Origin of the sequence: Halosimplex pelagicum, from assembly GCF_013415905.1 — an archaeon.
GTDB classification, from domain to species: domain Archaea; phylum Halobacteriota; class Halobacteria; order Halobacteriales; family Haloarculaceae; genus Halosimplex; species Halosimplex pelagicum.
The window spans coordinates 4,395,922-4,416,673 of record NZ_CP058909.1; the positions used below are offsets into that span (position 1 = coordinate 4,395,922).

Annotated in this window: 17 protein-coding genes, 1 tRNA gene and 3 rRNA genes; 11 read left to right on the forward strand and 10 right to left on the reverse strand. The window is 65.9% G+C overall.

All coding sequences use genetic code 11. The annotated features are described in order from the left end of the window. Position 1: 1 nt before the first annotated feature. The 4 genes from HZS54_RS21885 (at position 2) to lwrS (ending at position 2,798) form a co-directional block, all read left to right on the forward strand. Positions 2 to 667, forward strand: coding sequence for a precorrin-2 dehydrogenase/sirohydrochlorin ferrochelatase family protein (locus tag HZS54_RS21885; RefSeq protein ID WP_179919221.1), 666 nt, complete (start codon positions 2 to 4; stop codon positions 665 to 667). Next, the gene (gene hemA / locus HZS54_RS21890; RefSeq protein ID WP_179919222.1) at positions 664 to 1,986 is read left to right on the forward strand and encodes a glutamyl-tRNA reductase; all 1,323 of its coding nucleotides are present in this window, start codon (positions 664 to 666) and stop codon (positions 1,984 to 1,986) included. Before HZS54_RS21885 ends, hemA begins: the two co-directional genes overlap by 4 nt. A gap of 124 nt (positions 1,987 to 2,110) precedes the next feature. Next, positions 2,111 to 2,386, forward strand: coding sequence for a 4a-hydroxytetrahydrobiopterin dehydratase (locus HZS54_RS21895; RefSeq protein WP_179919223.1), 276 nt, complete (start codon positions 2,111 to 2,113; stop codon positions 2,384 to 2,386). A gap of 1 nt (position 2,387) precedes the next feature. Beyond that, entirely contained in the window at positions 2,388 to 2,798 is a 411-nt protein-coding gene (gene lwrS, locus HZS54_RS21900) for an LWR-salt protein (RefSeq protein WP_179919224.1), read from the forward strand. 4 nt (positions 2,799 to 2,802) lie between these two features. Here the strand turns inward: lwrS and HZS54_RS21905 are convergent, their stop codons facing one another. Continuing rightward, complete coding sequence (locus tag HZS54_RS21905; RefSeq protein ID WP_179919225.1) at positions 2,803 to 3,489, reverse strand: YIP1 family protein; 687 nt, start codon at positions 3,487 to 3,489, stop codon at positions 2,803 to 2,805. 133 nt (positions 3,490 to 3,622) lie between these two features. On the opposite strand from HZS54_RS21905, the gene HZS54_RS21910 reads away from it, so the two are divergent. Next, the gene (locus HZS54_RS21910; RefSeq protein ID WP_179919226.1) at positions 3,623 to 4,255 is read left to right on the forward strand and encodes an HAD family hydrolase; all 633 of its coding nucleotides are present in this window, start codon (positions 3,623 to 3,625) and stop codon (positions 4,253 to 4,255) included. A gap of 24 nt (positions 4,256 to 4,279) precedes the next feature. Here the strand turns inward: HZS54_RS21910 and HZS54_RS21915 are convergent, their stop codons facing one another. Together HZS54_RS21915 and HZS54_RS21920 are read right to left on the reverse strand one after the other, a co-directional pair. Further along, positions 4,280 to 4,480 carry a hypothetical protein gene (locus HZS54_RS21915; protein ID WP_006883934.1) on the reverse strand — a complete coding sequence of 67 codons (201 nt, stop codon included), beginning with the start codon at positions 4,478 to 4,480 and terminating at the stop codon, positions 4,280 to 4,282. A 206-nt stretch (positions 4,481 to 4,686) separates the two neighbouring features. Further along, positions 4,687 to 4,770, reverse strand: a tRNA-Leu gene (locus HZS54_RS21920). A gap of 217 nt (positions 4,771 to 4,987) precedes the next feature. On the opposite strand from HZS54_RS21920, the gene HZS54_RS21925 reads away from it, so the two are divergent. Beyond that, positions 4,988 to 6,085 carry a S1C family serine protease gene (locus HZS54_RS21925; protein ID WP_246391716.1) on the forward strand — a complete coding sequence of 366 codons (1,098 nt, stop codon included), beginning with the start codon at positions 4,988 to 4,990 and terminating at the stop codon, positions 6,083 to 6,085. 69 nt (positions 6,086 to 6,154) lie between these two features. Next, the gene (locus HZS54_RS21930) at positions 6,155 to 6,478 is read left to right on the forward strand and encodes a DUF7967 family protein (RefSeq protein ID WP_179919227.1); all 324 of its coding nucleotides are present in this window, start codon (positions 6,155 to 6,157) and stop codon (positions 6,476 to 6,478) included. A 12-nt stretch (positions 6,479 to 6,490) separates the two neighbouring features. Here the strand turns inward: HZS54_RS21930 and HZS54_RS21935 are convergent, their stop codons facing one another. Continuing rightward, entirely contained in the window at positions 6,491 to 6,898 is a 408-nt protein-coding gene (locus HZS54_RS21935; protein ID WP_179919228.1) for an acyl-CoA thioesterase, read from the reverse strand. 125 nt (positions 6,899 to 7,023) lie between these two features. Here HZS54_RS21935 and HZS54_RS21940 point away from each other — a divergent pair, with 125 nt between their 5' ends. Further along, positions 7,024 to 7,518 (forward strand): DUF309 domain-containing protein, encoded by a 495-nt coding sequence (locus HZS54_RS21940; protein WP_179919229.1) that lies wholly within the window; start codon positions 7,024 to 7,026, stop codon positions 7,516 to 7,518. A 145-nt stretch (positions 7,519 to 7,663) separates the two neighbouring features. On the opposite strand, the gene rrf is transcribed toward HZS54_RS21940, so the two are convergent. From rrf to HZS54_RS21955, 3 genes are all read right to left on the reverse strand, one after another. Continuing rightward, positions 7,664 to 7,785: ribosomal RNA gene (gene rrf / locus HZS54_RS21945) — 5S ribosomal RNA — on the reverse strand. A gap of 142 nt (positions 7,786 to 7,927) precedes the next feature. After that, positions 7,928 to 10,848, reverse strand: a 23S ribosomal RNA gene (locus HZS54_RS21950). Positions 10,849 to 11,199: 351 nt separating this feature from the next. Beyond that, positions 11,200 to 12,672: ribosomal RNA gene (locus HZS54_RS21955) — 16S ribosomal RNA — on the reverse strand. Together the 16S, 23S and 5S rRNA genes form the textbook arrangement of a ribosomal RNA operon. Before the next feature lie 855 nt (positions 12,673 to 13,527). Here HZS54_RS21955 and HZS54_RS21960 point away from each other — a divergent pair. Beyond that, positions 13,528 to 14,316, forward strand: a complete 789-nt coding sequence (locus tag HZS54_RS21960) for a M14 family metallopeptidase (protein WP_179919230.1) — start codon at positions 13,528 to 13,530, stop codon at positions 14,314 to 14,316. A 30-nt stretch (positions 14,317 to 14,346) separates the two neighbouring features. Here the strand turns inward: HZS54_RS21960 and HZS54_RS21965 are convergent, their stop codons facing one another. The 3 genes from HZS54_RS21965 to HZS54_RS21975 form a co-directional block, all read right to left on the reverse strand. After that, the gene (locus HZS54_RS21965) at positions 14,347 to 14,961 is read right to left on the reverse strand and encodes a cupin domain-containing protein (RefSeq protein ID WP_179919231.1); all 615 of its coding nucleotides are present in this window, start codon (positions 14,959 to 14,961) and stop codon (positions 14,347 to 14,349) included. Then, the gene (locus HZS54_RS21970; RefSeq protein ID WP_179919232.1) at positions 14,958 to 15,407 is read right to left on the reverse strand and encodes a UPF0179 family protein; all 450 of its coding nucleotides are present in this window, start codon (positions 15,405 to 15,407) and stop codon (positions 14,958 to 14,960) included. Before HZS54_RS21970 ends, HZS54_RS21965 begins: the two co-directional genes overlap by 4 nt. 95 nt (positions 15,408 to 15,502) lie before the next feature. After that, positions 15,503 to 15,886 (reverse strand): DUF5820 family protein, encoded by a 384-nt coding sequence (locus tag HZS54_RS21975; protein WP_179919233.1) that lies wholly within the window; start codon positions 15,884 to 15,886, stop codon positions 15,503 to 15,505. 504 nt (positions 15,887 to 16,390) lie between these two features. Between HZS54_RS21975 and HZS54_RS21980 the strand changes: the two genes are divergently transcribed. Continuing rightward, entirely contained in the window at positions 16,391 to 18,457 is a 2,067-nt protein-coding gene (locus tag HZS54_RS21980) for a PrkA family serine protein kinase (protein ID WP_179919234.1), read from the forward strand. After that, positions 18,458 to 20,740, forward strand: coding sequence for a PrkA family serine protein kinase (locus HZS54_RS21985; protein ID WP_179919235.1), 2,283 nt, complete (start codon positions 18,458 to 18,460; stop codon positions 20,738 to 20,740). Positions 20,741 to 20,752: the final 12 nt, after the last annotated feature.

Here is a 20,752-nt window from a genome sequence, read left to right on the forward strand (position 1 = left end):
CGTGATCCCACTGCTCCACGACTTCGACGGCGAGACGGTGCTGGTGTTCGGCGGCGGCCGCGTCGGCGCCCGCAAAGCGAGACGCTTCGCCCGCGAGGCGCGCGTGGTCGTCGTGAGTCCGACCTTCGCCGGCGAGGACGGCGACGAGCGCGCCGATTTCGGCGACGCCGAATTGGTCCGGGAAGCACCCGAGCCCGAGGACGTACCCGACTGGTTCGACCGGACCGACCCCGCGCTGGCGGTCGCGGCGACCGACAGCGAGGCGCTGAACGAACGCATCGAGGCGGTCGCCCGCGAACGCGGCGCGCTCGTGAACCGCGCCGACCGGCACGGGGGGCGCGAGCCCGGGAGCGTGGTCGTCCCCGCGACGGTGCGGGACGACCCGGTCGTCGCGGCAGTCGCGACTGGCGGCGCGAGCCCGGCGCTGAGCCGCCTGTTGCGCCAGCGGATCGAGACCGAGATCGCTGACGCGGGCGCGATGGCGGAGTTGACCGGCGAGATCCGGGCGGAGTTGCAGGCCGAGGGCGTCGACCCGGCGGTCCGCAGGGACGCCGTGCGTGCCGTTGTCAGGTCGGACGCGGTTTGGAAGGCTTTAGATAGTGGGGTACCGAAAGGGAGACAAGTGGCAGCGGACGTGATCTCGGACGTGACAGGTGAGACAGCGTGACGGTCGGCACGGGCGTCATCTCGGGTGCCAGCGTCGACATCGACCGCGCGACGGTCGACGAGCTCGAAGCGGCGACCGTCGAGAGCCAGCGCGCGGGCGTCGAGCGCCTGCTCTCGGTCCCCGCCGTCGAGGAGGCGTTCGTCCTCCAGACGTGCAACCGCGTCGAGGCCTACGTCGTCACCGGCGACGGCCCCGACGGCCGCGCGGCGCTGGCCGCCTTCTTCGAGGGCGTGCCGTCGGACGTGCTGGTCGAACTCGGCCACGAAGAGAGCCTGCGCCACCTCATGCGCGTGGCCGCGGGGCTCGAATCGCTGGTCGTCGGCGAGGACCAGATCCTCGGCCAGGTCGGCGACGCCTACGAGGACGCCCGCGAGGCGGGCGGCGTCGGTCGCCTGCTCGAAGAGGGCGTCACCAAGGCGATCCACGTCGGCGAGCGCGCGCGCACCGAGACGGCCATCAACGAGGGGTCGGTCTCGCTGGCGAGCGCGGCGGTCTCGCTCGCCGACGAGGAGGTCGGCGTCGACGGCGCCGAGGCGCTGGTCGTCGGCGCGGGCGAGATGGGGCGCCTCGCCGCCCAGTCGCTCGCGCCGCGGGTCGACCACCTCTACGTCGCCAACCGCACCGTCGAGACCGCCGAACACCTCGCCGAGACGCTCGACGCCGACGCGACCGTCGTCGAACTGGGCGACCTCGACGAGACCGTCGAGCGCGCGGCGGTGGTCGTCACCGCCACCGGCTCCACCGACTACGTCTTCGAGAAGTCGACCGTCTCGGACACCGGCGAGACGTTCGTCGTCGACATCGCCCAGCCCCGGGACGTGCAGCCGACCGTGACCGAACTCCCCGGCGTGACCGTCCGCGATCTGGACGCGCTGCAGACGGTCACCGACGAGAACCGCGCCCAGCGCGCGGAGGCGGCCACGGCCGTCGAGGAGATGATCGACGTGGAGTTCAAGCACCTGCTCGCCCAGTACAAGCGCAAGCGAGCGGATCGGGTCATCTCGGCGATGTACGAGAGCGCCGAGCGCGTCAAGGCCCAGGAGGTCGAGACCGCCCTCGGCAAGGCCGACTTCGACGAGAGCCAGCGCGAAGTCATCGAGGCGATGGCCGACGCCGTCGTCAACCAGCTGCTCGCCGCACCGACCAAGAGCCTCCGGGACGCCGCCGAGGAGGACGACTGGTCGACCATCAACACCGCCCTCCAGCTGTTCGACCCCGAGTTCGGCGAGGACGAGGAGCGCGCCGAGGGCGACGAGATCCCGGAACACCTGCGCGACCAGATGCCCGACGCCGTCTTCGACCAGCTGGGCGACGACTAGGAGCGGTTTCGTTTTGGACCGGATGTACCCGCGACAGCGGTCGCCACGGTGGCACAGTCGGTCGACACACCTGCACGAACAGCTCGGCCGAACTTTCATGCGGGTACCGGCCCACTCTCCGGACATGGCAGACCTGCTATCCGACGAGGAGATCGAGGCGCAGCTACCCGACGAGTGGGAGCGCGACGGCGACGAGATCGTCCGGGTCTACGAGTTCGACGCCTACCTCGACGGCGTCGGCTTCGCCGCGGGCGCGGGCGGCGTCGCCCAGGACGCCTTCCACCACCCCGAGATGACCATCGACTGGCGCGAGGTCGAGGTCCGGCTGACGAGTCACGAGGAAGGTGGCATCACCGACAAGGACGTCGAACTCGCCGAGCGGTTCGACGACCTGCTCTGAGATGAGCCGGGGCGAGGACACGGGGGAGGACTCGCCGGCCGCGGCCTACGTCTTCCGGGTGACGGTGCGGCTCGACCCCGACGACCCGGGCGTGTGGACCGAACCCGATACCTTCGAGACGACCGTGTACAGGGCGGCGGACTCCCCGGGCGAGCCGGGGTGGCTGTACTTCCGGGACAACCTCTGGCGCGGCGACTGTGGCGACGAGGCGCACATGCGCGCGGTCGCCGAGGACGCCCTGGGCGTGGCTGTCGACAGCGTCGACTTCCGCGAGTTGCGGACGACGCAGAGGTATCTGGACGACCTGCGGGCGGCGGTCGCCGACGACCTCGGGGAGTTCAACGCGTCGACGGTCGACGCGGCGCTGTCGAAGTACCTCGGGAGTTCCATCCACGTGACCGACGAGATCTGACCGTCTAGAACAGGCCCAGAGCGCGACCCGCGGCCGTCGCGAGCGTCCCGACGGCGTTGAGCGTCGCGAACGCGGCGGGGAGAGCGACGACGACGAGCGCCTGTCGTCGGGTGAGTTCGCGAGCGTGCTCGGCGGCGAGGACCCACAGGTAGACCATCCAGAGGGTGAACAGGGGGCGGACGGCGATAGCGGCGAACCGGGCCGGGTGGTCCGTGAGTTCGGACTGGGCCCACTCCTGGAGGGCCGCCTCCGTGGCGAAATCGGGCGCTTCGAGGAACATCGCGGCGATCACGACCGCCCGCACGGCCGTCGGGGCGAGCGTCGGAACGAACGTCCATCCGACGAACGCGAGGAGGCGACGGAACGACCCGTCACCGTCGAAGTACAGCGAGACGAGATACGCGACGACGGCGACTGCGATCCAGCCCGCGAAGTAGAGCCCGCCCGTGGCCCACAGCGCGAGGACGATATCCCGAGGCGCGGAGACGCGCTGGCCGCCCGAGGCGTAGACGATCGACGCCGCGTCGGCGGCGGTCACCACGTCGCCGACCGCCTGCAGGATGACGACCGTCCCGGCCAGCGCCAGCAGCGCGTGGGCGACGACCACGGCGGCCGGCCCGGCCAGCGAGTAGTCGTCCCGCCGGGCGGCGAAGAAGCCGTCCGGGTCGGTCACCAGCGTCCGCAGACTCATCGTACGTGCCAGGCTCGGCCCTCCGGGGCTTAAATCCGCCCGGTCCGCCTGCTACCGGATCCGACTCGGGCCCGACTTCGAGGCGGGTCGCCAGAAGGTACTTAGCCCGCACCCGCCTACTGGTGGGATCCCGATGGCCCGCGATGCCTACGATTTCTGGCTGTTCGACCTCGACGGCACCGTCGTCGACGTCGACCCCGAATACCCCCGAGAGATCGTCGCCGAGATCGGGGACCGACTGGGCCACGCCTTCACCGACCGCGAGGCCGAACTGCTGTGGTACGGCGTCGGCGGCGCCCGCGAGGAGGTCTTCGCCGACCGCACGCTCACGCCCGAGCGGTTCTGGGAGACGTTTCACGAGGTCGAGGACCCCCGCGCCCGCGCCGAGTCCTCGTTCGTCTACGACGACGCCGCCGCGTTCGTCGGCGAACTCGACCGCCCGACCGGCCTCGTCACCCACTGTCAGTCCTACCTCACCGAACCGCTACTGGAGTACCACGACATCGCAGACTGGTTCGACACCGTCGTCTGCTGCGACGACGAGGTCGGCTGGAAGCCCGACCCGACGCCCGTCGAACTCGCGATGAACCGCCTCGGCGTCGGCTACGACGGCGACCGGGGCGCCCTGGTCGGCGACGACCCCGACGACGTGGGCGCCGCCTGGAACGCCGGCCTCGACGCCGTCCACGTCGAACGCGTCGACCCGCTCGAGCGCGGCCAGTGCGTCCTCGGCGACCGTCGGATCGACGGCTTCGACGAGCTGTGACGCGGTCGGCGGTTCGAAGGGGCGCTACTCCGACCCCTGGGCGTCGTCGGCCATCTCCAGGATCGACTCGGCGATGTCGCGCGCCTCCTCGGGCGTGTACAGCGTCTGGTCGCCCCACGACTGGTCGATGCGAACGTAGCCGTCCCTGGTGTCGATATCGAAGAAAGCGGTGTGTTCCAGCGGCGGCACGTCGAGTGGGTTGGTTGCCGTGTCGTCCGTTGCCATACCGCATTATCCGCACTGGATTCTCATAAACCTGCCCCCGACGAGCGAATTTCTGGACGGACTGTTCGCTCGAACGGGAATTCCGTGAGAAGTTTGCGAGGGAAGACCGCTCCGTTCACGGCGACCGGTGTCGCCGTCTACGTCGAGGCCGTCGGCCTCGAACCGCGGACTTCCGCACTGGCGAGGGACCGCGTGGGTCCGTGCAGTGCGAGGGAAGGGATTTGAACCCTTGGACCCCTACGGGAGCGGATCTTGAGTCCGCCGCCGTTTCCAGGCTTGGCTACCCTCGCACGCACGCCGACGTTCGGTTGAGCCGCTTGAATAGGCTACGGTCTCGCCGTCCGGCGGACCGTCGGCGCGACCACCGAGTTACCGACCGCTTATCGACTTCCCCGCGCCGACCCCAGGAGTAACCGCACCCAACTCCCACCGCCGGCCGAATTTGACCGAGCCAACGAGACGAAACGATTGGGGGTGTCTTCCGGGGGGCGAAGCAACGCAGGGACGATGCAACGGACAACCACAGCGGTACTCGTGACGGTCCTGCTCGTCGCCGGAAGCGTCGGCGGCGTGATGGCGCTCGCACCGGGAGCGGCCCCGGTCGGAGACACCGAACGGCAGCAATCAGCCTGCGACTACCAGTCGCTGTTCGACGAGACCATCGGCTCGGTCGTCTCCGTTCGGACGAGTTCCGGACAGGGCTCCGGGTTCGTCTACGACGCCGCGAACGCGACCGACACGAACGCGACCGGCGATACCTACGTCGTGACCAACGCCCACGTCGTCAGCGGCGCCTCCGAAGTGGAAGTCGAGTTCGACGACGGCGAGTTCCAGTCGGGGTCGGTCGTCGGCCGCAGCGCCTACGCCGACCTCGCCGTGGTGAACGTCTCCGACGCGCCCGCCGGTACGACGGCGCTCTCGCTCGCCGACGCCGACCCACAGCGCGGCGAGCGCGTCGCGGCGCTGGGCAACCCGCTCGGGCTCGAAGAGACCATCACCCACGGGATCGTCAGCGGCCTGAACCGAACGCTGCCGACCCAGCTCGGGTTCGAGATCCCCAACGTCGTCCAGACGGACGCGCCGATCAGCCCCGGTAACTCCGGCGGCCCGCTGGTGAACTGCGACGGCGAGGTCGTCGGCGTCAACACCGCCGGGATCGCCCAGCAGGGCGCCGAGAACATCGGCTTCGCCGTCTCCCCGTCCGTCGTCGAGCGCGTCGTCCCCGAACTCGTCGCCGACGGCGAGTTCGACTATCCGTTCCTCGGCGTCCGAACGACGCCCGTCAGTCCCGCGATCGCCGACGCCAACGACCTCAACCGCACTGCCGGCCTCGCGGTCGTCTCCGTCCTGGAAGACGGCCCCTCGGCCGACGCGCTCCAGGGGGCGACCGAAATCGAGACCGTCGGCGATCGTTCCGTCCCCCTGGGGGGCGACGTGATCCTCGCCATCGACGGTCAGCAGCTCCGGAGCGGCGAAACCCTCGGCACGTATCTCCTCACGGAGACCCAGCCCGGCGACACGGTCGACCTGACGGTTCTCCGCGACGGCGAGGTCCGGCGCGTCGAGGTCACCGTCGGCGAGCGACCGGGCCCGATGGGAGCCTGACCGGTCCGCGGTCACCCGTCCCGTGGACCCGAGCGAACGCCTATCCCCGCCGGACGCCTACCCGTCGGTATGACAGAAGATTCGGACCCTGCGACGGCCGGGGCGAGTTCGGCGACGAGCGACGGGACCGTCCGCGTCTGGCTCGTCGAACGCACGTACTCCGACGACGAGCAGAACATCATCATCCTCGTCTACGCGACGCCGGACGGCCGACGCTACTTCCGCAAGGAGCGCGCACTGACGAGTTTCACGAGCGACGTGCGCGAGACGACCGCCGCCGTCGACGTACCGCCCAACAACCTCGGCGAGGTCACCGACCCCGAGGAACGCGAGCGCTACGCCGCCGAAGCCGCGCGCATGGCCGACACCTACGACCCCGACGACACCGTCTGATCGCCGCCCGTCTCAGTCGTTTAGCCCCTCGAAATCGCGAACCCGCTCGCGCCAGTCTTCGGGGATCGGCCGCGATTCGCGCGTCTCCGGGTCGACGAAGACCTGCGTCGTCTCGGCCTCCGCGACCAGATCGCCGCGCTGGCGGAGCTCGTAGGCCATCGTGAAACTCGATTCGCCCATGCGGACGACCGATACCCCCACGTCGACCGTCGTCAGCTCCGTCACCGACGACCGGAAGTCGATGTCCAGCGAGACGACGACGGCCGTGAACTCGTCGATCTCTTCCAGCCCGAGCACCTCCTCGACGTAGGCGACCCTCGCCTCCTCGCAGTAGGTGCCGTAGACGACGTTGTTGACGTGACCGTACGTGTCGAGGTCGCGATAGCGAACGGGGACTTCGTGTTCGAACGAGGCGTCCATGACTCCACGGTCGGGCGGTGGAGGGTTAACAGCCACGGCTACGGCCCCGAGTCGGATCTGCATGTCCCGCGCGACCCTCACCCCGACCGACGGGATTACACCGCGGGAACCCCGAACAGTCGATGATGGACGAACACACCCGGGATTACGGCGTCGGGCCACCCACCTCGGGCGATCCCACCGGGTGGCAGGCCGACCGCGGCGCGTCCAACGGCTGGGAACACGGCACGCTCCGGCGGGCCGTCGTCCACGGCGTCGCCCTGTTCAACTCCGGCGAGTTCCACGAATCCCACGACTGCTTCGAGGACGAGTGGTACAACTACGGCCGCGGCTCCGCCGAGAGCAAGTTTCTCCACGGGATGGTCCAGGTCGCCGCCGGCGCGTACAAGCACTTCGACTTCGAGAACGACGACGGCATGCGCTCGCTGTTCGAGACCGCCCTCCAGTACCTCGACGGCCTCCCCGACGACTTCTACGGCGTCGACCTCGCCGACGTGCGCGCGACGCTCTCGGCCGCCCTCTCCGACCCGACCGCGATCCACGGCTGGCGGATCGAACTCGACGGCGACTACCCCGAAGCGACCGAAGTCGACTTCGCGTACGCCGACGAGCTGGAGTAACTCGTTCTCGGACGGTCACGACCGCGATGGGCGTCGCTGTTCGGTACAAAATACGGAAACCCCCGACCAGTTGTGACTGGTCGAGGGTGATGAGTGCCGGCCGAGTCGGCCGGCGAACTCCGGCCGATGGTGGCCGGGGGATGAGTGGAGGCGGCGAACCAGGTTTCCCAGAGACTCTCGTACTCCAGTACTCGCCGGAACGCAGGCGGGCTTAACGTCCGTGTTCGGGATGGGTACGGGTGTCGCCCCGCCGCTATGGCCGCCCTAACGCCGATCCGCGGAATCGAACCGCGTCCGAACACCGCGTTCGGATGCCAGTATCGGTAGCTCGATGCGACGACCGCGTGTAACGTGCAATCCAGTTTACGCCCGGACCCGAATCATCGGGTACGTATATCAGATACGGAATGATTGGTGGCTTCGGTCGATTAGTTCTCGCGGGCTGAACACCTCGTTGCCTCGGTGCGTACACCCCGAGTCTATCGATCTCGTCTTCTACGAGTGACCTCTGCGGTATCTCTTTTCCAGGTGGGTTTCCGGCTTAGATGCGTTCAGCCGTTACCCCGTGTGGCGTGGCTGCTCGGCAGCGCCCTCTCGGACGACCGATACACCAGTGGCCACCATCCGTAGTTCCTCTCGTACTATACGGACGTTCCCGTCAGATACCAATGACACCCCCAATAGATAGCAGCCGACCTGTCTCGCGACGGTCTAAACCCAGCTCACGACCTCCTTTAATAGGCGAACAACCTCACCCTTGCCCGCTTCTGCACGGGCAGGATGGAGGGAACCGACATCGAGGTAGCAAGCCACTCGGTCGATATGTACTCTTGCGAGTGACGACTCTGTTATCCCTAAGGTAGCTTTTCTGTCAGCAATGGCCCGCATCGAGCGGGCGAATTGGTTCGCTAAACCACGCTTTCACGTCAGCGATCCTCGTTGGGAAGATCACTGTCAGTCCATCTTTTGCTTTTGCACTCTTCGCCGCGTTTCCGACACGGCTGAGATGGACTTGGGGCGCGCTCGATATCTTTTCAAGCGCGTACCGCCCCAGTCAAACTGCCCGGCTACCGGTGTCCTCCGCCAGGAGTGAGGGTCGCAGTCACTACCGGGTAGTGTTTCATGGATGCCTCGGTGGCCCGCTAGCGCGGGTACCTGTGTAACAGCTCCTACCTACACTGCACAGTAGCGACCACGTCCCAGCGACAGCCTGCAGTAAAGCTCTATAGGGTCTTCGCTTCCCCTTGGGGGTCTCCAGACTCCGCACTGGAACGTACAGTTCACCGGGCTCAACGTTGGGACAGCAGGGCTCTGGTTGATCCATTCATGCGAGTCGCTACTGAAGCGACAAGGTACTACGCTACCTTAAGAGGGTCATAGTTACCCCCGCCGTTAACGGGTCCTTCGTCCTGTTGTACCAGGTGTTCAGATACCCGCACTGGGCAGGATTCAGTGACCGTACGAGTCCTTGCGGATTTGCGGTCACCTATGTTGTTACTAGACAGTCCGAGCCCTCGAGTCACTGCGACCTGCCTCTTCCCGAGGCAGGCATCCCTTCTTCCGAAGGTACGGGACTAGATTGCCGAATTCCCTAACGTCGATTGATCCCGACAGGCCTTGGCTTTCTCCGCCATGAGCACCTGTGTCGGTTCTCGGTACGGACGCTGTCATCGTCTTTTCACGGGCCCCAGGCTAGCCTGACTTTCGCTATCCTACCGTTCGTCCGCTTCGTGCCATTACGGCTTCCACGGAGTTGGACAGTTCGACCGGGCGATGGCCCGGCTCAGGTGAACCCAAGGCGTCGACTTTTAGTTGACAGCGGCGCAGGAATGTTAACCTGCTTCCCATTTCGTCTCATTCGAATTGCGGTGAGACTTAGGACCGGCTAACCCTCAGCTGACGAACAGTGCTGAGGAACCCTAGCTCTTTTGGCCGTCAGGATTCGCACCCGACTGTCGCTACTACTATGACCAGGATTTTCGTTTCCAATCGGTCCATACGAACTCTCGGCCGTACTTCCACCCGATCGGAACGCCGACCTACACGGTCAGATTGTGATATCTGCGGTCAGGTATCGGTGGTGGACTTGAGCCCCGATCATTTTGGGCGCCTCAAACCTCGGCCGGTAAGCTGTTACGCTTTTCTTGGAGGGTAGCTGCTTCTAAGCTCACCTCCCGGCTGTCTAGGGCTTGAGACCACCTTCGATCGCACTTAGTCCACACTTGGGGACCTTAACCCGACTCTGGGTTGTCTCCCTCACGGTACACAGGCTTACCCCGCGCACCGAACTCCCCGCGTCAAAAGCGTTCGTAGGTTCGGAGTTTGACAGAACGGCCGACCTCTCTCGAGGGCGGTCCGCTCAATCAGTCTCTCTACCCCACGAACTACCTCGACAGGGGTAATGCTTCGACATTTGTCGGTCGGAACCAGCTGTTGCCGAACTCGATGGGCCTTTCACCCCTACACGTAGGTCACGTGAGGGTGTTGTAAAACACCAACACTAGCAGACCTCCACGTGCCTTTCGGCACGCTTCGTCTTGCCCACGCGTAGATCGTCCGGTTTCGGGTCGTGTCAGTTTGACTCCCCGCGCTTGAACACGGCGGCCCTGGGGCAAAGCCCTGCGGCCATGTCGGTTTCCCTATGCCTTCCCGGATGAACCGGTTAGACTCGCCAAACGGACACACTCCCTGGTTCGTTTTTCAAAACGTACGACGGAACATCGGCTCCCCTCCGGTCCTACTGCAGGCTCGCGCCTGGGTCGTTTTCGGAGGGGCCTTTCATGCCCCGTCGCTCCATCGCCACTCGATTTCAGGCCCTGTTTCGCCTCCCTTCTGAGGGTACTTTTCAGCGTTCGCTCGCGCTACTTGTTCGCTATCGGTCTCGAGGAGTATTTAGCCTTGGCAGTAGATGCCTGCCGTATTCACGAGGGATTTCCAACCCCCGCTACTCCGGAACCGGCTCACGTCGTAATAGACCCCGGTACGGGGCTTTCACCCTGTATCGCGCTCCGTTCCAGGAGACTTCGCAAGGTCGTTCGGACGCTGATCGCCGGCCCAATACACCACATCGGCCGAAGCCTTCAGTTTGGGCTGTATCGCGTTCACTCGCGGTTACTGACGATATCTCGCTTGATTTCTTTTCCGACCGGTACTAAGATGTTTCAATTCCCGGCGTTCCCCATTGCGCGAAGCAATTGCGGTGGGGATTCCCATTCGGACATCCTGCGTTCTTCGCTTCCATGCAGCTCCCGCAGGCTTATCGCAGCTTGGCACGTCCTTCGTCGGCACTCGAGCCGAGCCATTCACCGAGTGGCATAGTAGCCACTACGTCGGATACACGTATCCCGATGATACGGATCCAGTTGACGTCTGGATTGCACGTACACACGGTCGTCATCGTCCATCTCCGGCGGTCGTCGGAGACAGCATCGAACCCTTCCCAGCCGCGTTTTCACGGGCTGGTGCATCAGTTCGGCGGGCACGATGCCCGCTTGTATTGACCGACTCGGATTCGAACCGAGAACACCTCGAATGAGGTGCGCTGCCTGCTCGGTCTCCCCCGTGAGGGGGTGACGTGAGCCCTGACAGTTCGGTGCCCGACCGGCGCGGTCGGACGTCACCGGTGCCTGCCTCGTCGGGGCAGGACTTGTGGGCTGGGGCGTCGCCCCAGTCCCGGTCTGTAGGAGGTGATCCAGCCGCAGATTCCTCTACGGCTACCTTGTTACGACTTAATCCCCCTTGCGGAGCCCAGATTCGACCATCGCATGATGGCCTCATCCGGACCCCACTCGGGTGATTTGACGGGCGGTGTGTGCAAGGAGCAGGGACGTATTCACCGCGCGCTTCTGACACGCGATTACTACCGAATCCAGCTTCATGAGGGCGAGTTTCAGCCCTCAATCCGAACTACGACCCGGTTTAGGGGATTAACGTCACCTTTCGGTGTAGTTACCCATTGTCCAGGCCATTGTAGCCCGCGTGTTGCCCAGCACATTCGGGGCATGCTGACCTACCGTTGCCCGTTCCTTCCTCCACGTTAGCCGTGGCAGTCTCCGTAATGTACCCAGCCACCACAAGGGTGCTGCTGGCAATTACGGACGCGGGTCTCGCTCGTTGCCTGACTTAACAGGATGCCTCACGGTACGAGCTGACGGCGGCCATGCACCTCCTCTCAACGGCGTCGGGTAAGGTCATCAACCTGACCATCATTACCGTTGTCGGTGCTGGTGAGATGTCCGGCGTTGAGTCCAATTAAACCGCAGGCTCCTCCGGTTGTAGTGCTCCCCCGCCAATTCCTTTAAGTTTCATCCTTGCGGACGTACTTCCCAGGCGGCCCGCTTACGTCTTCACTGAGGCGCGGCACAGGCTCGTAGCCTGCGCCGAACCGAGCGGGCATCGTTAACAGCTAGGACTACCCGGGTATCTAATCCGGTTCGAGACCCTAGCTTTCGTCCCTCACTGTCGGATCCGTGCTCTCGAGGTGCTTTCGCCATCGGTGGTCCGTTCAGGATTACGGGATTTCACTCCTACCCCGAACGTACCCCTCGAGTCTTCCGGTCCCAAGCCGAGCAGTTTCCGCCGGAAGCCCAGAGGTTGAGCCACTGGATTTCCCGACGGACTTGCACGGCCAGCTACGGACGCTTTAGGCCCAATAAAATCGGCCATCACTTGTGCTGCCGGTATTACCGCGGCGGCTGGCACCGGTCTTGCCCAGCACTTGTTCCCGCACCACCTTACGGTGTGGAAAAGCGAGGGCTCTATGCCCTCGCACTCGGAGTTCCCCTATCGCACTGTCGTGCAGTGTAAAGGTTTCGCGCCTGCTGCGCCCCGTAGGGCCCGGAATCTTGTCTCAGATTCCGTCTCCAGGCTCTTGCTCTCACAACCTGTACCGATTATCGGCACGGTGGGCCGTTACCCCACCGTCTACCTAATCGGCCGCAGCCACATCCTACAGCGCCTGAACGTTTCGAACTCGCTGCTATTCCAGCGTGCGAGTCCTATTCGGGATTAGCCTCAGTTTCCCGAGGTTATCCCGATCTGTAGGACAGTTTGGCCACGTGTTACTGAGCTATTTGCCGCGGGTCTGAACCCGCGCGACTAGCATGGCTAAGTCGAACTCCGATAGCAATGGCCTCCGGCAGGATCAACCGGAATGTTCCCGGCGAAGCCGGGATCTGGCGGAGACACGCTATCAACGTGTAGCACACGAGTCAACGTGTGCGTGTATGTCTGTTCCGTCAGTCGGCGACACCGTCGCGCACCGCGTCGGGTATCACCGAACTGTCAGGGCTCACATCAGATCCCATCTGTACGGCGGACCGCAGGGGTGGAATCCTCATGGGTCGGACGCCGGGTACCCAGGTGGGTCGCCCGTCGTCCCTCGTGCGGATATCATCGTAGTGGGTTACCCCACTTAATGGTTCCGAAAGACGCGCCCACCTTCGTCCGAAATCACACGACGGCACCGGAGTGGCCGTCGCGGCCACGTCGGATTTAAGTGTGAGTTCGGGCGTCGGGGGCCGTCCCCGTCACCGCATGTGTCGAGCGTGGCGGACCACGGGTGACCCCGCTTCCACCGCGCGTCGAACGTATTTCATTCGATGGGCGACCACTGTAAAACCCTTACGAAGCGAGGACCGCCATGTGAGGGAAAAACACGCGTTAGAAGCCCTCTCTGGCGGAAACGAATGGACGGACTTATGTAGGAGTTTGGCTCGGATCGGCGCCACCAGTGACAGGTTCGCGCCGAACCGTCCGGTCCGGTAGACGCGTCGACAGGAGCTGCCGCCAGACCGCCCCTTCGACGGGCGGGGCGCGCGCGGCACGCGGAGAAACTGCCCGGGTGGACCCCCACGCGCGCCCCGTGCGTCGTCGATGGATCGGTCTCGCGTGCGCGAACCGGAGGAAGGCGGACGGAAGTCGTCGGCTGTCGTCCGGAGTCGGGCCGACGGGTCCGCGCTCGGGACGAAACACACCACCTAAACGGCCGACGCCGTAATATCGGATCGAATGCGAGTCGAGACGCTGGGAGACGGCGAGCCCGAGATCGCGGTCGTCGGCGGGATTCACGGCGACGAGCCCGCGGGCGTCCGGGCGGTCGAGCAGTTCATGGACCGGCGGCCCGAGGTCGCCGAGCCGGTGAAGCTCGTGATCGCCAACGAGGAGGCTATCGAGCGCGGCGAGCGCTACGTCGAGGCGGACCTGAACCGGTCGTTCCCCGGGCGCGCCGACGGGCGGAGCCACGAGATACGACTGGCCCACGAACTGGGCGAGGAACTCCGCGGCTGCGTGACGCTCGCGCTGCACACCACGCAGTCCTACGGCGGGATGTTCGCCCTGGTCGACGAGGTCCGCGACCTCGCGCGCGAGATCTGCCCCCGCCTGTCGATCGACGCGGTCGTCGAGACCGGCCACGCGGAGGGACGGATCTTCGAGGTGGCGCCCGAGACGATCGAAGTCGAGTGCGGCTACCAGGGCACGGACCAGGCCGCCGAGAACGCCGAGCAGGTCGTCCGGGAGTTCCTGGCCGCCGCCGGCGCGCTCCCCGGCGAAGAGACGCCCCGTCAGACCGACCTGCCCGTCTTCCGCCTGGGCGACCCCGTCCCGAAGACCGCCGCCGAGGAGTACGAGGTGTTCGTCGAGAACTTCGAAGAGGTGCTCGCGGGCGAGCGGATCGCGGCCGCCGACGGCGAGGCCGTGGTCGCCGAGGAGGACTTCCATCCCGTCCTGCTGTCGGCGTACGGCTACGAGGACGTGTTCGGCTACACCGCCGAGCGCGTCGGCACGCTGTCGGACTGAGGCGCGGCCGCCCACACCGGCGAGACCCTCCTACGGTCGATACTCCCGATACTCGTTGTCGTACCCGAGCAGCCGCCCGACCGGTGCGGCGAGTTCGACGCCGAGCCGCTGGAGCCACACGGGCGCGCCCGCGAGGTAGAGCATGTCGTCGAACTCGTCGAGGAGTACGGCGACCCGGAGGAGGTTCAACGGCATCCCGGAGGGCGTGACCGGCTCGCCGTCGCGTGCCAGCCCGTAGGTGATCCGCATGAACGTCTCCGTGCGCAACCCCGGATCGACGCCCCCGCGGAGGTGCAGCTCCGTCGGTCCGGCGTTCCAGAACCGGTGTTCGTCGCCCGCCGGGATCTCGACGCGCTGGCCCGGCCCGTACTCGGTCGTCGTCCCCTCGTGGAAGACACCCAGGCGGCCGTCGACGACCTCGAAGAACTCGTCCTGCTCGGGGTGGACGTGACGCATGGGACCGTGAGCCCCGTCGGCGTCGAGCCACATCTCGAAGCCCAGCGGGTCCCGGTCGGGGTCGTCGGGCCGGTCGGTGAACAGCACGGTCTTCCCCGCGGGGGGACTCCGAACCCAGTCGTCGTCGACGTACGGCGTCCCCGTCGGGCGACCCGGACTGTCCTCGCCCGCGGGAGCGCGCGGCGTCACTCCTCGTGGGCCTCGAACTCGACGGTCGTCAGCTCCCGGTCCAGCGCGCAGAAGTCGTGGGGCGGGTCGCCGACGACCGTCTCGATGTGGCGCTGTTCGTCGAAGTCGACGCCAGCGGGCTCGCACAGCTCGTGGCTCGGACAGTCGGTGTGGGGACAGGGCCCTTCCAGCGAGACCTTGCTGCCGGCGTAGGCGCTGGCGCTCGGGACGTTCGCGCGCGCGGTCGCGGGGACGACGTCGACGGCGACGACGCCCGAATCGTGGACGCCGCAGTCGAGCGTGCTCCCGTTCTCGCGGACGGAGTCGACGCGGTAGCGCCGTCCCTCGGTGAGGGTGAGACACTGGTCGCGGTACGGACAGCCGTCGCAGGCGCTCGCCTCGCCCCGGTAGACGAACTCCTGGCCGGGCTCGGCCAGGCGGGACCCGACGAGCGTGAGCGTGGACATGCGTGCGGATTGGCGGCGACGCGGATTAAGTTTCCCGGCCGAGCGGTGCCGAACGAATCCCACCGGTCGCGGCGGGTCCCCGAGTGCCGCGAGCCTCAGTCCGCGCGGCCGGTCAGTTCGTCGAGTTTCGCGAAGTAGTCCTCGCGAGGGACCTGGTAGATGTCGCGGTAGTCGACCTCGCCCGCGGCGAAGCGCTCGGCCAGCTCGACGGCGCCGGCCTCGGCGGCGTCGCGGGTCTCGAACTCGTCGGGCGAGCGGTTCACCTCGGGTTCGAGGTAGAGCGTGACGACCCAGGGGTCGCTGGGGCGGGTCTGGGTGCCCGGATGTCGACTACGACGGCCCTTCGTGAGATAGAGCGTGGGCATACACGGCGCGGGAAACGCCGCGCCGTCGAACACGTCCGGTCGGTAGGCCAGCACGACCTTCTCGCGCTCCTCGGACCAGACCACCCAGTCGTCGGCCAGCCCCTCGAATGCCATGTCTCCCGGTCGGCGCCCGCGGCCCAAGAGTGTCGCGGTCGAACCGCGTCGCGGATCTCCCTCCGAGGACGTTAGCGGCGCCGAGGGCCGCGGACCTTTATATGTCAACCCGACCGCGCGTGGTTATGAGTGGCACGAATCGAACGCCTTCGTGCTATTTTCGAGAGCCCTGCTCCGGAATTAACGGGGATAAATACCCGAGTCGCGGAAAGGCTTATGAGTCGGTAGAACTCATATATTATTAGTATCGGTGGTTGCTCCACGGTACGCTGCCCGAGACGACGCAGGGTCGCCCGTGCGATTCGCGGTCGGTAGGTGTTCACACGTGACAACAGACTCGTCCCGGCGGTTTCGACGGCACTCAGTCGTCGAGCGGTGCCGCACGGAGGGGAGTGGGCGGTCCCGGGAGCGATGCGCCGGACCACGAGCGGCCTTCGCCGGTCGCGAACGTCAGCCGGAGCGCGCTGACGCAAGTACAGTTCGACGCGAACTGTCCGTGATAGCATGACACAGGAAACCCTCGAAGAGCTGAGTCGAGAGTACAGAGATACGATCCCCGCCGACCTGCGGGAGTACAGGTCCTTCGACGCGTACCTCGACCAGCTCTACGACGAGCCCAAGATCGCCCGCAACGCCCACCAGCGCGTTGCCGACATGTTCGACTACTACGGCACCGAGTACGACGAGGACGCCGGCGTCGTCGAGTACGAACTCGCCTCGGAGGACCCGCTCAACGACGGCGAGAACACCTTCTACGGACGGATCGTCCACGAGTCGATCCACGAGTTCGTCAACAAGGTGAAATCCGGCGCTCGCGGGCTCGGCCCGCAGAAACGCATCAAGCTCCTGCTCGGCCCGGTCGGCTCCGGCAAGTCCGACTTCGACCGGCAGGTGCGTCGCTACTACGAGGACTACACCCGCTCGGACGCCGGGCGGATGTACACCTTCCGGTGGACCAACCTCTGCGACGTGATCCCCGACCAGGACCCCGCGGACAACACCGTCCGCTCCCCGATGGATCAGGACCCGCTCGTCCTCCTCCCACAGGAGCAGCGCGACCGGGTCATCGAGGACATCAACGAGGAGCTGGACGCCCCCTACACCATCCGCAACGAGCAGGCCCTCGATCCGGCCAGCGAGTTCTACATGGACCGCCTGCTCGCCCACTACGACGACGACCTCCAGCAGGTCCTCGAGAACCACATCGAGATTCTCCGGCTGGTCGCCGACGAGAACATGCGCCAGGCCATCGAGACGTTCGAGCCCAAGGACAAGAAAAACCAGGACGAGACGGAGCTGACGGGGGACGTGAACTACTCGAAGATCGCCGTCTACGGCGAGTCCGACCCCCGGGCGTTCGACTACTCCGGGGCGTTCTGTAACGCCAACCGCGGCATCTTCTCGGGCGAGGAACTCCTCAAGTTGCAGCGGGAGTTCCTCTACGACTTCCTGCACGCGACCCAGGAGCAGACGATCAAGCCGAAGAACAACCCCCGGATCGACATCGACCAGGTGATCGTCGGCCGGACGAACATGCCCGAGTACAAGGACAAGAAGGGCGACGAGAAGATGGAGGCGTTCAACGACCGCACCAAGCGGATCGACTTCCCGTACGTCCTGCAGTACGAGGAGGAGGCGCGCATCTACGAGAAGATGCTGAACAACGCCGACCTCCCCGACATCATCGTCGAACCCCACACCCTGGAGATGGCGGGCCTGTTCGGCGTCCTCACCCGCATCGAGGAGCCCGACACCGGCAACGTCACCCTCGTCCAGAAGGCCAAGGCTTATAATGGCGAGATAGACGAGGCCGAGGACATCGACGTGAAGAAACTCCGCGACGAGGCGGCTGAGAAGGCCGAGATCGGCGAGGGCATGGAGGGCGTCTCTCCGCGGTTCATCGGCGACGAGATCGCCGAGGCGATCATGGACTCGATGCACCGCTCCCGGGATTTCCTCTCGCCGCTGACCACCTTCAACCACCTCGAAGCCAACATCGAGAACCACGGCTCGATCCCCGAGGACCGCTTCGAGACCTACCACCGATACCTCGAACTCGTCCGCGAGGAGTACAAGGAGCGGGCCATCGAGGACGTGCGCCACGCGCTGGCCTACGACGTCGACGAGATCCAGCGCCAGGGCGAGAAGTACATGGACCACGTGATGGCCTACATCGACGACGACACCGTCGAAGACGAGATCACGGGCCGCGAGCAGGAGCCCGACGAGCAGTTCCTCCGGGGCGTCGAGGAGAAACTGGACCTGCCGGAGGACCGGAAAGACGACTTCCGCCAGGAAGTGAGCAACTGGGTTTCGCGTCGCGCGCGCGAAGGAGACACGTTCAACCCGCAGGACAACGACCGCCTGCGGCGCGCCCTCGAACGGAAGCTCTGGGAGGACAAGAAGCACAACATCAACTTCTCGGCGCTGGTGTCGAGCGGCGAGATGGACGACGACGAGCGCAACGAGTGGATCGACGCGCTCATCGAACAGGGCTACTCCGAGGAGGGCGCGCGGGAGGTGCTAGAGTTCGCCGGTGCGGAGGTCGCCAAGAGCGAGATGGAGGAGTAGATGAGCGGCGAAGAGTTCATCGACGAGGCCGACCGCTCGCTCGACCGCACCTACGAGGAGCCCCGCAGCCTTGCCGAGTACGTCGACCTGGTGTTCGAGCGACCGGCCCTGGCCGCCCACGCCTCGAAGTACCTCCTCAGCGCCATCGAGGCCGCCGGCACCCGCACCGTGATCGAGGAGGGCGACCGGAAGGAGCGCTACCGCTTCTTCGACGACCCGCACAACGACGGCGAGCACGCCATCCTCGGCAACACCGAGGTGCTCAACGCCTTCGTCGACGACCTGCGCTCGATCGCCGCCGGCCGCGGGAAAGACGAGAAGATCGTCTGGCTCGATGGCCCCACCGCCACGGGCAAGTCCGAGCTCAAGCGCTGTCTCATCAACGGCCTCCGGGAGTACTCGAAGACCGACGAGGGACGGCGCTACACCGTCGAGTGGAACGTCGCCGGCGCGAGCGGCGACTCGGCGGGGCTGACCTACGCCGACGAGCCCGTCGCCGACGAGGACGACTGGTACGAGAGTCCGGTCCAGTCCCATCCCCTCTCGGTGTTCCCCCAGGACGTGCGCGAGGATCTGGTCGCCGAGTTGAACGAGAGCCTCGACGACCACATCCCGGTCCGCGCCGAGAGCGAACTCGACCCGTTCTGCCGGGAGGCCTACGACTATCTGGAGGAGCACTACCGCCGCCAGGGCGTCGAGGAGCTGTTCTCCGCCATCACCGACCCCCAGCACCTCCGCGTCAAGAACTACGTCGTCGACGTGGGCCGGGGAATCGGCGTCCTCCACTCCGAGGACGAGGGCCCGCCCAAGGAACGCCTCGTGGGGTCGTGGATGCGCGGGATGCTCCAGGAACTGGATTCCCGCGGCCGGAAGAACCCGCAGGCGTTCTCCTACGACGGCGTGCTCTCGCAGGGCAACGGCCTGCTGACCGTCGTCGAGGACGCCGCCCAGCACGCCGACCTGCTGCAGAAACTGCTGAACGTCCCCGACGAGAAGTCGGTGAAGTTGGACAAGGGCATCGGGATGGACATCGACACCCAGATGGTCATCATCTCCAATCCCGACCTCGAAGCCCAGCTCAACCAGCACGCCGACCGCGAGGGCCAGGACCCGCTGAAGGCGCTGAAGCGGCGCCTGGACAAACACGAGTTCACCTACCTCACCAACCTCTCGCTGGAGACCGAACTGCTGCGTCGGGAGCTGACCGACGAGACGGAGGTCTGGGACGCCGACTCGTGGGGCGAGCTGGAGGAGTGGATCCAGGAACCGCTGACCGTGCGCGTGCGCGACGAGAACGACGAGGTCAACGCGAAGGAGCTCGCCCCGCACGCGCTGGAGGCCGCGGCGCTGTACGCGGTCGTCACCAGGCTCGACGTGAGCGACGTGCCGGGCGGTCACGACCTGGTGGACAAGGCCCTGCTGTTCGACCGCGGCTACCTCCAGGAGGGCGACGAGCGCGTCGACGCCGACGAGTTCGAGTTCACCGACCAGGGGACCGACGGCGACCACGGCATCCCGGTCACGTACACGCGCGACGAGATCGCCGACCTGTTCCACCGCGAGCAGGACCGCCACCACGCCGATCTGCCGGTCGAGCACGTCGTCATGCCCCGCGACATCCTCAACGCGATGGCCGAGGACCTCTCGACGGCGCCCGTCTTCTCGAACGCCGAGGCGGCGGACTTCGAGGAGCGCGTGGTGCCCGTGAAGAACCACGTCTTCGGCGAGCAGGAGTCGGACGTGCTCGACGCGATGATGCGCGACAAGCGGGTCGACGAGGAGACCGTCGAGGAGTACATCGAGCACGTCTACGCGTGGTCGACCGACGAGCAGATCGAGAACGACCGCGGCGAGTACGTCGACCCCGACCCGCTGAAGATGAAGGTGTTCGAGATCGAACATCTCGGCCGGTTCGACGACGAGGACTACGCGGGCAACCGCCCCGGCGACGCCGTCGAGGCGTTCCGCGAGGATAAGATCATCACCGCCTTGAACCGCCACGCCTGGCAGCGTCGGGACGAGGAGTTCAGGGTCGAGGACGTCTCCCCCAAGGAGATCCCAGTCATCCAGACCGTCCTCGGGAGCCACTCGTGGGACGACGTGAAACGCACCTACGAGGACTTCGACCCCCGGCAGTGGGACGAGCCGCCGAGCGGCACCGAGACGGCCGACCTGAAGGAGAAAACGGTCGCGAACATGCAGGAGATGTACGACTACAGCGAGGCGTCGGCCGAGCTGACCAGTCGCCACGTCATGAGCCAGGTGAGTTACAAATGGGACTGATAGCCAGTGAAC

Bases quoted from the DNA above. Each gene is read 5' to 3' on its own strand.
- HZS54_RS21895 (WP_179919223.1), top strand. From the start codon at position 2,111: ATGGCAGACCTGCTATCCGACGAGGAGATCGAGGCGCAGCTACCCGAC.
- lwrS (WP_179919224.1), top strand. From the start codon at position 2,388: ATGAGCCGGGGCGAGGACACGGGGGAGGACTCGCCGGCCGCGGCCTAC.
- HZS54_RS21905 (WP_179919225.1), bottom strand. From the start codon at position 3,489: ATGAGTCTGCGGACGCTGGTGACCGACCCGGACGGCTTCTTCGCCGCC.
- HZS54_RS21910 (WP_179919226.1), top strand. From the start codon at position 3,623: ATGGCCCGCGATGCCTACGATTTCTGGCTGTTCGACCTCGACGGCACC.
- HZS54_RS21915 (WP_006883934.1), bottom strand. From the start codon at position 4,480: ATGGCAACGGACGACACGGCAACCAACCCACTCGACGTGCCGCCGCTG.
- HZS54_RS21925 (WP_246391716.1), top strand. From the start codon at position 4,988: ATGCAACGGACAACCACAGCGGTACTCGTGACGGTCCTGCTCGTCGCC.
- HZS54_RS21930 (WP_179919227.1), top strand. From the start codon at position 6,155: ATGACAGAAGATTCGGACCCTGCGACGGCCGGGGCGAGTTCGGCGACG.
- HZS54_RS21935 (WP_179919228.1), bottom strand. From the start codon at position 6,898: ATGGACGCCTCGTTCGAACACGAAGTCCCCGTTCGCTATCGCGACCTC.
- HZS54_RS21940 (WP_179919229.1), top strand. From the start codon at position 7,024: ATGGACGAACACACCCGGGATTACGGCGTCGGGCCACCCACCTCGGGC.
- HZS54_RS21960 (WP_179919230.1), top strand. From the start codon at position 13,528: ATGCGAGTCGAGACGCTGGGAGACGGCGAGCCCGAGATCGCGGTCGTC.
- HZS54_RS21970 (WP_179919232.1), bottom strand. From the start codon at position 15,407: ATGTCCACGCTCACGCTCGTCGGGTCCCGCCTGGCCGAGCCCGGCCAG.
- HZS54_RS21975 (WP_179919233.1), bottom strand. From the start codon at position 15,886: ATGGCATTCGAGGGGCTGGCCGACGACTGGGTGGTCTGGTCCGAGGAG.
- HZS54_RS21980 (WP_179919234.1), top strand. From the start codon at position 16,391: ATGACACAGGAAACCCTCGAAGAGCTGAGTCGAGAGTACAGAGATACG.
- HZS54_RS21985 (WP_179919235.1), top strand. From the start codon at position 18,458: ATGAGCGGCGAAGAGTTCATCGACGAGGCCGACCGCTCGCTCGACCGC.